This is a genomic window from Streptomyces sp. NBC_00859, assembly GCF_045161865.1.
GTDB lineage: Bacteria > Actinomycetota > Actinomycetes > Streptomycetales > Streptomycetaceae > Streptomyces.
This window is the reverse complement of record NZ_CP108826.1, coordinates 3,966,498-3,977,643: the sequence shown is the minus strand read 5'-3', so window position 1 is coordinate 3,977,643 and position 11,146 is coordinate 3,966,498. Positions and strand designations below refer to the sequence as shown.

Genomic DNA, 11,146 nt, shown 5'->3' with positions numbered 1-11,146 from the left:
TCAGCCGGAGGCAGCGTGTCAGCCGGAAGGTGAGCCCGCGTTCCGGAAGGTGAGCCCGCGTTCCTTGTGGACTCCTGCGCCGGGTCACGGCCTGCTCGTAAGAGGCTGCCGCGATAGCGACAGGTCAGCCGGCGCCGATGATGCTACGGGCCACCCGTACCTGCCAGTTGGTGACCGTGACGATGAGCAAGGGGCCGCAGAAGAACGCCACCACACCCGCCGCGAAGTGCAGCGCGACCGCACCGGCCGGGCTGGGGCCTCCCCAGGCGGGGTCGGGGTAAGGAGCCCAGCCCCAGATCGGGTAGGTCAGATTGCGCGCGGAGACGATGAACCAGCCCACGACGAGCCCGAACGACACGGTGCTGGTCAGTAGGTTGACCAGCATGAAGAGGAGGCCGCGCCCGACCCGGCCGGCGCCCTGGCGGTGCCCGATGTCCTCGCCGAGCAGCAGCCGCGAGCGGAGCCGCTCGACCACGGGCCCGACGAACGCGACCACCACCAGCATGACCAGCAGAACCAGCACTCCCAGCTGCTGTGCGCCGTGGCCCTGGGTGGACTTCATGGCGTAAGGGAGGACGAACAGCAGCAGTGGGCCGACCGCCACCAGGGCGTACAGCACATGCCGCCACGTCCGCTGCCGGAACGGCGCGGTCAGCAGCCTGATGCGTCCGGACTCCGGAACAGAGACAGAGGTGGACATGGTGGGACTCCCCTTCGTGGGCCGAGGTCGACGAGGAGAAACTACCGAGGCAGGTTTTCCTTTCGTTATCGAAAGGGAAATGCCGGGCGGCCACAAGGGCCTGCGCGGTACCGGCCGCCCCCGCACAAGCCTGCGGGGCGCCAGGAGAGGTGAGTCTCCTGACGCCCCGCACGCTCGGGCTTGTGGCCTGAATGACCTGGATCAGCCCCGGGGTTCGTCGCGCCCCTCATCGGACTCCTCGGCCTCGGCCTGCTTGGCCTTGACCTCGGGGTCCAGCGCGTCGGCGCTGCCGTCGACCGCGCTGAGCGGCGGCCGGTCGCCGACCTCGGTGGGCGCGGGCGGTTCGACCAGCCAGTCAGGGTTGGCCTGCTTGTCCCACCACTTCCAGGCGGCGAAGGCGCCCCCGGCAACTGCACTGAGTACAAAGACGCCCTTGGCCAGCCGGCCTGCCTTCGCACACCGCTGCTGTTTTCTGACCAGCTTCTGGATCTGCTTCGCGGAGACCTGACCGCGGAGCGCCGCCACAGCGGCCGCAGTGCGGGCCGCGGCCTCCTCACGCACGGGCTGGGCCGCCGCCACGGCCTGCTCGACCCGAGGTGCGAGCTGGCTCTGTGCCTGACGGGCGGCCTTCGCGGCGCGCTGCGCCGCCGCGTCGACCTTCGGCGGTACATGAGCGAGGGCCTGGTCGACGTGGGGTGCGAGCCGCGCGTCGTACTGGCTACGGGCCTGCTGTGCTGCGAGCGAGACCTTCGGGGCCAGTCGTACACGAGCTTCGTTGGCGTAATGCGTGGTCTGTTCCTTGGCCGATCCGGCGTAGGGCGCCACCACTTCCGCGGCGTGCAGCACGTTCTCCTTCGCCGTACCGGTCGCGGCGCGCACGCTGTCCATGCGGGTCACGGGTTCCTCCTCATCGGTGGCGTTCTGTCATTCGCCTGTCCACCCTTTTCGAAATCATGCCTGTCCGGGACCATCGCGGCACGTGAGAGCGGGCATCCGGGTCAGAAAGGCTCAATCGCTCATTGTGGTGCAAGGGGGAGTCTGCGGCAGACAATGCCATGGTTCGGCCCGGGGCGCGCCGGTTCCGTGGTCACTCGGGTGCTTTTCCTGCGGGCGCGGATCCGTGCTTCAGGTCCGTGCGAGGATCGGTGCACGCCAGCGAAGACTTACGGAAGGCACATCGTGGCCGAGCAGCTTTACGCCACCCTGAAGACCAGCCAGGGCGATATCGAGGTCCGGTTGCTGCCGAACCACGCGCCGAAGACGGTCAGGAACTTCGTCGAGCTCGCTCAGGGGGAGCGGGAGTGGACCCACCCGGCCACCGGCCAGAAGTCGACCGACCGGCTCTACGACGGGACGGTCTTCCACCGGGTGATCAGTGGCTTCATGATCCAGGGCGGCGACCCGCTGGGCAACGGCACGGGCGGCCCCGGCTATGAGTTCGGGGACGAGTTCCACCCCGACCTGTCCTTCGACAAGCCGTATCTGCTCGCCATGGCCAACGCCGGGCCGGGGACCAACGGCTCGCAGTTCTTCATCACGGTGCAGCCGACGACATGGCTGACGCGTAAGCACAGCATCTTCGGTGAGGTCACCGACGCCGCGAGCCAGAAGGTCATCGACGCGATCATCGCCTCACCGACCAACCCGCGCACCGACCGGCCGGTCGAGGACATCGTCATCGAGACCGTCGTCGTCGAGACCCGCAAGAGCTGAGTCCGCGCGGCGGCCGGTCCGGCCGCTGAGCCCGCGCTCGGGCGCGGCGGGGCGGCGGGACCTGGGGCCGGAAAGCCATTCCCGTACCCGGTGCGGGAACCACCCGCCCCGTTCGTCCGTATGACGAGCGGGGCGGGTGCAGTGCGTACGCGACCCGTACGAGACGAGGGAACCCGATGGAACAGTTGCCAGGAGGCCCGGAGCGGCAGCCCGCGGCGGGCGGTCTGCCCAGTTGCTACCGTCACCCCGGTGTGGAGACGGGCATCAGCTGCGTCCGCTGTGAGCGGCCGATCTGCCCGCAGTGCATGATCAGCGCCTCTGTCGGCTTCCAGTGCCCGGAGTGCGTGCGCGGCGGGTCCGGTACGGGCAGTACCCCGGCCGCCGCGAGCCGGCCGCGCACGGTGGCGGGCGGGTCGGTCACCGCCGATCCCCGCATGATCACCAAGATCCTCATCGGGATCAACGTCCTGGTGTTCATCCTGCAGGTCGCGAACAACAACAGCTTCGACTCGAGTTACGAGCTGGTGGGCCAGGCGCAGACCACGCCGTTCGGGCCGCTGGTCGGCGTCGCCCAGGGGCAGTGGTACCGGCTGGTGACCGCGATGTTCATGCACGGCGGCTACGCGCACATCGGGTTCAACATGCTGAGCCTCTGGTGGATCGGCGGGCCGCTGGAGGCAGCGCTGGGCCGGGCCCGCTACATCTCGCTGTATCTGCTCTCCGGACTGGCCGGCAGCGCGCTCACCTACCTCATCGCCGCTCCGAACCAGCCGTCGCTCGGGGCGTCCGGTGCCGTGTTCGGGCTGCTGGGTGCCACGGGTGTCCTGATGAAGCGCATGAATTACGACATGCGGCCGCTCTTCGGTCTGCTCGTGGTCAATGTGATCTTCACCTTCACCGGCGGTATCGCCTGGCAGGCGCATCTCGGTGGTTTCGTCGCCGGGATCATCATCGCGATCGGTATGGTGCACGCCCCGCGCGAGCGCCGGACGCTGCTTCAGTTCGGAACCTGCGCGCTGGTTCTGCTGGCGACCGTCGCAATGGTGCTCGCCAGAACCGCGATGCTGACCTGAGAGAGCCGTCCAGGACGGCGGTCCTGAGCCCACCACCGCGGCCGTAGCCCTGCCACAACCGGGCTGCGGCCGGAGTTGTCCACAGCGAGTGGCTGTTCCTGTGCGTCCTGTGGGGAACAGCAGTGCCCCTCGCCGCTGACCTGGGTTTCCCCAGGAAGGGCAAGGGGCTGGCTGCTGCTGTGGTATGGCACCGAGTAGTCACACCGGCGTCAACACCCGAAAGTTATCCACAGATCTTCTGAGTTTTCCCCGGCTGTGGATAGCGCTGTGGATAACTCAGGGCAGGGCTTGACGGTCACAAGGGCGTGTGCGGGTCCCGCGGGTCGCCGTACGGGCTACTTCCACTGGGTCGAGACGCCGAAGCCGCCTGCGATGAAGCCGAAGCCGACCACGATGTTCCAGTTCCCGAGCGGTTTGATGGGCATATCACCATCCGTGACATAAAAGACAACGATCCAGGCGAGACCGATCAAGAAGAAGGCCAGCATCACCGGGGCCACCCAGCTGCGATTCGTCAGCTTTATGGCGGTCGCCTGCTTCGTCGCGGGCGGCGGCGTGAAATCGGCCTTCTTGCGGATACGTGACTTCGGCACGAGGGACTCTCCTGTCGATGCGCTGCGTGACCGCGCAGGGGGAACTGTGTGGGAATGCCGGGAGCGGGATGAGACGGGGCGCATGGCCTCCCCCGGGCGTCCGTTAGCGTAGTGCTTCCGGGGTGCGGAAGGAGATAAGGGTACGTTGAGCAATTCCGACGACTCTCCCACAGGGGCCACCCGCCGCCGTGCCTGGCGGCCGGTCCGGGTACTCACCGCGGCCGTTTTCGCGCTCGCCGGACTCATCTTCGTCACGAGTTTCAACACCGCCAAGGGCACCGATATCCGCACTGACGCGTCGATGCTGAAACTCTCCGACCTCATCCAGGAGCGCAACGGCAAGAACAAGGCGCTCGGCGACTCCACCGCGGCCGTCCGCCGGGATGTCGACGCGCTCGCCCAGCGTGACGGAGGCATCACGAAGAAAGAGGACGCCGACCTCGACGCTCTGGAGAAGTCGGCCGGGACACAGAAACTCAGTGGCCGGGCGGTGTCCGTCACGCTCAACGACGCCCCGCCGAACACGACCGCCAATCCCGGATACCCGGAACCGCAGCCGAACGACCTCGTCATCCACCAGCAGGACCTGCAGGCCGTGGTCAACGCTCTCTGGAAGGGCGGCGCCAAGGGGATCAAGGTCATGGACCAGCGGCTGATCACCACCAGCGCCGTGCGCTGCGTGGGGAACACCCTGCTGCTCCAGGGCCGGGTCTACTCGCCTCCCTACAAGGTGACGGCCGTGGGCAGCCCGGACAAGCTGAAGAAGGCGCTCACGGCGTCCCCGGCGATCCAGAACTACCTGCAGTACGTGCAGGCGTACGGGCTCGGCTGGAAAGTCGACGACTACCGGGCGGTGACTCTTCCCGGCTACTCGGGCACAGTGGATCTCCATTACGCGGCACCTGTGGGGTAGTTCAGGGAGGCGGACGGCTGTGACGGTGCGACTGATCGTCAGGAGCTTCAGCGAACTCTGCATCACCGTGGGCGCGCTGATCGTGCTGTTCGTGGTGTACCTGCTGTTCTGGACCGGTATCACAGCGGACAACGCCGCGGATCACCAGATCGACGACCTGCACCGGCAGTGGTCCCACAGCGCGACCGCACCTCCCCGTACCGCGCCGGGCCCGGGGACCGCGTCCCCGTCCGGGCAGGCACCGGCCGCGCCGCCCGCCCCCGCCGCCTACCGGGCGGGGAAGCCGTTCGCGGTGATGTACATCCCGCGCCTCGGAGGGCACTGGAGCAGGCCCGTGCTGCAGAACACCGCCGTAGGGACCCTCCAGCGGGGTCTCGGCCACTACACGGGGACCGCGCGGCTCGGCGCCACGGGGAACTTCGCGGTCGCCGGACACCGGCGGACGTACGGAGACCCGTTCAAGGACTTCCCGAAACTCCGGCCCGGTGACGCCGTGGTGCTCACGGACGGGACGACGTGGTTCACGTACCGCATCGACAAGAAGCCCTATCTGACCGTGCCGTCCGACACCGGGGTCATCGCTCCGGTGCCGGTGAAGTCGGGATTTCAGGGGGCGGGCCGCTATCTGACACTCACCACGTGCGACCCGGAATGGGGCAGCAGCCACCGGCTCATCGCCTGGGGACATCTCGACTCCACCCAGCCTGTGACGAAGGGCAAGCCCACCGCTTTGCGCGGGTGACCCACGAGCGCCTGCCGCAGCCCCTTACTCTGGTCCCGTACCACGAACGGAAGGGACAGCATGTACGGCTGGATCTGGCGGCATCTGCCGGGCAACGTATGGCTGCGGGCGGTCATCTCGCTCGTGCTCGTGCTCGCGCTCGTCTACCTGCTCTTCCAGTACGTCTTCCCGTGGGCGGAGCCGCTGCTTCCGTTCAACGACGTGACGGTCGACCAGGGAATGGGGGCCGTGCGATGAGCGCCCGCATCCTGGTCGTCGACAACTACGACAGCTTCGTGTTCAACCTGGTCCAGTATCTGTACCAGCTGGGCGCCGAGTGCGAGGTCGTGCGGAACGACGAGGTCACCCTCGCGCACGCGCAGGACGGCTTCGACGGCGTTCTGCTCTCCCCCGGTCCCGGAACACCCGAACACGCCGGTGTCTGCGTGGACATGGTGCGGCACTGCGCCGACACCGGGGTTCCCGTCTTCGGGGTCTGTCTGGGCATGCAGTCGATGGCTGTGGCGTACGGCGGTGTGGTGGACCGGGCGCCCGAGCTGCTGCACGGCAAGACCTCGCCGGTGACGCACGAGGGCGCCGGTGTGTTCGCCGGGCTGCCCTCGCCCTTCACCGCGACCCGCTACCACTCGCTGGCGGCGGAGCCCCGGACGGTACCTCCTGAGCTCGCTGTGACGGCGTGGACCGCGGACGGCATCATCATGGGGCTGAGACACCGGGAACTGCCGGTCGAAGGCGTGCAGTTCCACCCCGAGTCGGTACTCACCGAGCACGGCCACCTGATGCTGGCCAACTGGCTGGTCGAGTGCGGGGACGCGGGCGCAGTCGGACGGTCGGCGGGGCTCGCGCCGGTGGTGGGCAAGGCCGCGGCGTGACGTCACTGCGCCCCGAACAGGACGGCTCGGGGCCGGCGGAGGCGCCGGAACCACCGGGAGGTTCCGGGACGGCGGCCGGGGCCCCTGCCCCTGGCCGGGAGTACGACCCGCTCACCGATCCGCTGCCGACCGGCAGGCACGGTTCGCCGTGGTTCCGGGCGGACAACATGGCGCCGGCGCCTGCCGTGCAGGACCCGCCGCGGGACTGGTACGGGCGGGAGGCGGTGTACGAGCCGATAGCCACGCCCGCCCCGGCGCCCGCCCCGGCGCCCGCCCCGGCGCCCGCCCCGACGCCCGCCCCGGCGCCCGCCCAGGCATCCGCGCCCGCACCTGCCCCCGCACCCACCCCGGAGCCCGCACCGGAACCGGTCACCCAGATCCTCCCGGGGCCGATTCCGGGCCCGGACGCACCCCGAAGCCCGCACACACGACAAGGCCCGGACGCACCCCGCAGCCCGCACACGCCTCCGGGCGCGCAGATGGCTGTGGGTGCGGGCGGCGCGGCCACGAGCCCGCACACGCCCCCCGGCGCCGACGCAGCCGTGAGTTCCGGTCCGGCACCCGGAGCGGAACAGGAAACGGCCGTCTTCGCCCCCGTACGGGACGACGAGACCGTGGCCCTCCGGGTCACCGGGAACTCACCCTCTTCGCAGTCGCGGGCGCCCCGGCCCGCAGCAGCCTCCCCGGTACCGACGGGCGGCCGCGCCGAGCGCCGTAAGGCCGCCAAGGGGCGGGGCCGCAAGAGCGCCGCGCCCGCCGAACCGGTGATCCCGGCCATCCCCCGCACCAGGATGGAGGCGCGCCGTGCGGCGCGTGCCCTCAAGGACAGCCCCGCGGTCATCGCCAGCCGGGCCATCGGTGAGATCTTCATCAGCCTCGGTGTGCTGATGCTGCTGTTCGTCACGTACCAGCTCTGGTGGACGAACGTACGCGCCCACCAGGAGGCCAACGGCACGGCCCACAGCCTCCAGGACAACTGGGCGAAGGGCGGCGACAAGAAGGGCGCGCCGGGAGCCTTCGAGCCCGGGCAGGGATTCGCCATCATCCACATTCCCGAGCTGGACGTGGTCGTGCCGATCGCGGAGGGCGTCAGCAAGACCAAGGTGCTCGACCGCGGAATGGTCGGCCACTACAGCGAGGGCAAGCTCAAGACCGCGATGCCGTCGGCGAAGACCGGCAACTTCGCGCTTGCGGGGCACCGCAACACGCACGGTGAACCGTTCCGCTACATCAACAAGCTCAAGGACGGTGACAAGGTCGTCGTCGAGACGCAGGACAAGTACTACACCTACGAGGTGACGAGCCATCTGGCTCAGACGTCCCCGTCCAACGTGTCCGTGATCCAGCCGGTGCCGACGGGATCCGGTTTCACCCGGCCGGGCCGGTACATCACGCTCACGACGTGCACACCCGAGTTCACCAGTACGTACCGAATGGTCGTGTGGGGCAAGATGGTTGACGAGCGGCCACGGAGCCAGGGGATGCCCGCAGCGCTGACCACAGGCTGAGCGGTACGGACTTTTACAGCGGTACGGACTTACAGCGTACGGACTACAGGGGACAGGCGCGGTGGCATCGACGACCGAACAGAACGAGCAGACAACCGTGCCCCGGGCCCGCCGTGGTGGCCGGGGGCCGATAGCGACCGCGGTCAGTGTCTTCGGTGAACTGCTCATCACAGCGGGTCTCGTACTCGGACTCTTCGTCGTCTACTCGCTGTGGTGGACGAATGTCGTGGCCGACCGGCACGCGGCCGCGCAGGGGCACAGGATCCGTGACAACTGGTCGCACGGCAGCACCGGCCCCGGCGCCCTCAACACCAAGGACGGCATCGGTTTCCTCCACGTGCCGTCGATGAAGAACGGTGAGGTGCTGGTCAGGCGTGGCACCAGCACCAGCGTCCTGAACGAGGGGGTCGCCGGCTACTACGTGAAGCCGGTGAAGGCAGGGCTTCCGTCCGACAAGACGGGCAACTTCGCGCTGGCCGCGCACCGCGACGGGCACGGCGCCAAGTTCCACAACATCGACAAGGTGAAGACCGGCGATCCGGTCGTCTTCGAGACCAAGAACACCTGGTACGTCTACAAGGTGTTCAAGGAGCTGCGGCAGACGTCGAAGTACAACGTCGATGTGCTCCAGTCGGTGCCCAAGGAGTCGGGCAAGAAGAAGCCGGGCCGCTACATCACGCTGACGACCTGTACCCCGGTCTACACCTCGCGGTACCGGTACATCGTGTGGGGCGAGCTGGAGCGCACGGAGAAGGTCGACGCCAAGCGCACCCCGCCGGCCGAGCTGCGCTGACGCCCGGCAGGACCGGCCGCCCCGCTCACCGCCTTCTCGTACAGTCCTGGACCACGGGCGAAGCCCCGGCCCCCAGCAGCTGGACTCCCTGAGTCCTGCTGGGTGCCGGGGCTTCGCCCGTGCGGTACCGCGCGCTCGTTCGGTGGTGGGGCAGGAACCTAGCCCCAGCCGTCGAGGATCCCGCCGTCGCCGTGTCCTCCGCCGCGGTTGTCACCGCCGCCGTTGTTGTTCCCGCCACCGCCGCCGATGGTGGTGAGCGTGACGGTGGTGCTGCCCGGGTCGGGCTCCTGGGTGCCCACCCCGGGGTCGGCTCCGGTGACGATCGCGTTGTCGTCGCCGTTGCTGCCGCCCGCGATCTGCACGTTGGTGAAGCCGGCTCCGTTCAGGATCTGCTTCGCCTCGGAGACCTTCTTGCCCCTGACCTCGGGGACCGCCGTCGGCGTCGGCGTTGTCTTGGCCTTGGCGACCGTCAGCGTGATCGTCGCGTTCTTCTTGGCCTCGCCACCGGCCGGGTCCTGACTGATCACCGTCCCGGCCGTCTCGTCCGACTCCTGGTCGGCGGCACGGGAGACCTGGAAGCCCGCGTCGGTCAGCTGCTTGGAGGCGTCCTCGAAGGTGCGGCCCTTGACGTCCGGGACCGGGATCTTGGTCGACTTCGCGATCTTGATCGTGATCTCCGAGCCCTTCTGGGCCTCGGTGTTGCCCTTCGGGGACTGGTCGAAGACCTTGCCCTCCTCCGAGTCAGACTCGACCTGCTGCGGGTTCACCTTGAAGCCCTTGCCCTCAAGGTCCTGGGTGGCGTCGTCCTCGGTCTCACCGTTGACGTTGGGGACCTCGATCTTCGGGGCGCCCGTGGACACGACCACCGAGATGGTCGCGCCCTGCTTGAGCTTGTCGCTGCCGAACTTCGGGGTCTGGCTGCAGACATTGCCCTTCGCGGCGTTGTCGCAGGGCTTCCGCTCCGAGACGGTCAGCTTCAGCTTCGAGTTGGCGACCGCGTCCTTCGCCCTGCCCAGCGACTGGCCGACCAGCTGCGGCACGGTGACCGCGCCGGAGTCGCTGTCGCCGCTGGTGAGCGACTTGCCGATGAGGATCGCCCCGACCAGCACCAGGACGCCCGCCGCGATGAGCAGGATCGTCGAGATGTTGGACTTCTTCTGGGGCCGGCTCCGTCTGCGGTCGGGGCGGTCGTCGTAGCCGTAGCCGCCGTCGTCCGGATTGACCGGGGGCAGCATGGACGTCTGGCCGTCGGTCTGGTTCTGCTGCCGTATGGCCGTCGTCGGCTGCTCGGCGTCGTAACCGCCGTAGCCGGCCGCGCCCATCGCCGCGGTGGCGGCGACAGGCTGGCCGTCCAGGCAGGCCTCGATGTCGGCGCGCATCTCGTCGGCCGACTGGTAACGGTAGTCGGGGTCCTTGACCAGGGCCTTGAGGACGATGGCGTCCATCTCGGGCGTGATCTCGGCGTCGAAGTTGCTGGGTGACTGCGGCTCTTCCCGCACGTGCTGGTAGGCCACCGCGACCGGCGAGTCCCCGATGAACGGAGGCCGGACCGTCAGCAGCTCGTAGAGCAGGCAGCCCGTCGAGTACAGGTCCGAGCGGGCGTCGACCTGCTCGCCCTTGGCCTGCTCGGGGGAGAGGTACTGGGCTGTGCCGATCACCGCGGACGTCTGGGTCATCGTCATACCGGAGTCGCCCATGGCGCGGGCGATGCCGAAGTCCATGACCTTGACCTGGCCGGTGCGCGTCAGCATGACGTTGGCCGGCTTGATGTCGCGGTGCACGATGCCGTTGCGGTGCGAGTACTCCAGCGCCTGGAGGATGCCGATGGTCATCTCCAGGGTGCGCTCGGGCAGCAGCTTGCGGCCGGAGTGCAGGAGCTCCCTGAGCGTGGATCCGTCGACGTACTCCATCACGATGTACGGGATGGAGATGTTGTCGACGTAGTCCTCGCCGGTGTCGTAGACGGCGACGATCGCGGGGTGGTTGAGCGAGGCGGCCGACTGGGCCTCACGGCGGAACCGGGCCTGGAAGGACGGGTCGCGGGCGAGGTCCGCCCGCAGCGTCTTCACGGCGACGGTGCGGCCGAGCCGGGTGTCATGCGCGAGGTAGACCTCGGCCATGCCACCACGGCCGAGCACCGAGCCCAGCTCGTACCGGCCGCCGAGGCGACGCGGCTCTTCCATAGCTAATCCAGCCCTCTCCGTATGTCCCGACCGCACCCTGGGGTGGTCCGGCGGTG

At 68.7% G+C, this 11,146-nt stretch carries 12 protein-coding genes; 8 read left to right on the top strand and 4 right to left on the bottom strand.

The genetic code is table 11. The features are described from left to right. Positions 1–124 precede the first annotated feature (124 nt). A complete protein-coding gene (locus OG584_RS17035) occupies positions 125–700 on the bottom strand; it encodes a sensor domain-containing protein (RefSeq protein WP_405778818.1) in 576 nt (191 codons plus the stop codon). A 201-nt stretch (positions 701–901) separates the two neighbouring features. After that, on the bottom strand, positions 902–1,597 hold the full coding sequence (locus tag OG584_RS17030; protein WP_405778816.1) for a DUF5324 family protein: 696 nt from the start codon (positions 1,595–1,597) through the stop codon (positions 902–904). Positions 1,598–1,879: 282 nt separating this feature from the next. Between OG584_RS17030 and OG584_RS17025 the strand changes: the two genes are divergently transcribed. Together OG584_RS17025 and OG584_RS17020 are read left to right on the top strand one after the other, a co-directional pair. Beyond that, positions 1,880–2,413, top strand: a complete 534-nt coding sequence (locus OG584_RS17025) for a peptidylprolyl isomerase (protein WP_405778814.1) — start codon at positions 1,880–1,882, stop codon at positions 2,411–2,413. A 176-nt stretch (positions 2,414–2,589) separates the two neighbouring features. Continuing rightward, complete coding sequence (locus OG584_RS17020; RefSeq protein ID WP_405778812.1) at positions 2,590–3,486, top strand: rhomboid family intramembrane serine protease; 897 nt, start codon at positions 2,590–2,592, stop codon at positions 3,484–3,486. Between the two features lie 335 nt (positions 3,487–3,821). Here the strand turns inward: OG584_RS17020 and crgA are convergent, their stop codons facing one another. Beyond that, positions 3,822–4,079: a cell division protein CrgA gene (crgA, locus tag OG584_RS17015; protein WP_405778810.1), complete on the bottom strand. Its 258-nt coding sequence runs from the start codon at positions 4,077–4,079 to the stop codon at positions 3,822–3,824. A 145-nt stretch (positions 4,080–4,224) separates the two neighbouring features. Here crgA and OG584_RS17010 point away from each other — a divergent pair, with 145 nt between their 5' ends. From OG584_RS17010 to OG584_RS16985, 6 genes are all read left to right on the top strand, one after another. Further along, positions 4,225–4,992: a DUF881 domain-containing protein gene (locus OG584_RS17010; protein ID WP_405778808.1), complete on the top strand. Its 768-nt coding sequence runs from the start codon at positions 4,225–4,227 to the stop codon at positions 4,990–4,992. Between the two features lie 19 nt (positions 4,993–5,011). Next, positions 5,012–5,734 carry a class E sortase gene (locus OG584_RS17005; RefSeq protein ID WP_405778806.1) on the top strand — a complete coding sequence of 241 codons (723 nt, stop codon included), beginning with the start codon at positions 5,012–5,014 and terminating at the stop codon, positions 5,732–5,734. A 60-nt stretch (positions 5,735–5,794) separates the two neighbouring features. Continuing rightward, the gene (locus OG584_RS17000; RefSeq protein WP_203598953.1) at positions 5,795–5,971 is read left to right on the top strand and encodes a hypothetical protein; all 177 of its coding nucleotides are present in this window, start codon (positions 5,795–5,797) and stop codon (positions 5,969–5,971) included. Next, on the top strand, positions 5,968–6,606 hold the full coding sequence (locus OG584_RS16995; protein WP_405778804.1) for an aminodeoxychorismate/anthranilate synthase component II: 639 nt from the start codon (positions 5,968–5,970) through the stop codon (positions 6,604–6,606). Before OG584_RS17000 ends, OG584_RS16995 begins: the two co-directional genes overlap by 4 nt. 167 nt (positions 6,607–6,773) lie before the next feature. Further along, positions 6,774–8,114, top strand: a complete 1,341-nt coding sequence (locus OG584_RS16990) for a class E sortase (protein ID WP_405784111.1) — start codon at positions 6,774–6,776, stop codon at positions 8,112–8,114. A 61-nt stretch (positions 8,115–8,175) separates the two neighbouring features. Beyond that, positions 8,176–8,907 carry a class E sortase gene (locus OG584_RS16985; RefSeq protein WP_405778802.1) on the top strand — a complete coding sequence of 244 codons (732 nt, stop codon included), beginning with the start codon at positions 8,176–8,178 and terminating at the stop codon, positions 8,905–8,907. A 158-nt stretch (positions 8,908–9,065) separates the two neighbouring features. On the opposite strand, the gene pknB is transcribed toward OG584_RS16985, so the two are convergent. Beyond that, positions 9,066–11,090, bottom strand: a complete 2,025-nt coding sequence (gene pknB / locus OG584_RS16980) for a Stk1 family PASTA domain-containing Ser/Thr kinase (protein WP_405778800.1) — start codon at positions 11,088–11,090, stop codon at positions 9,066–9,068. Positions 11,091–11,146: the final 56 nt, after the last annotated feature.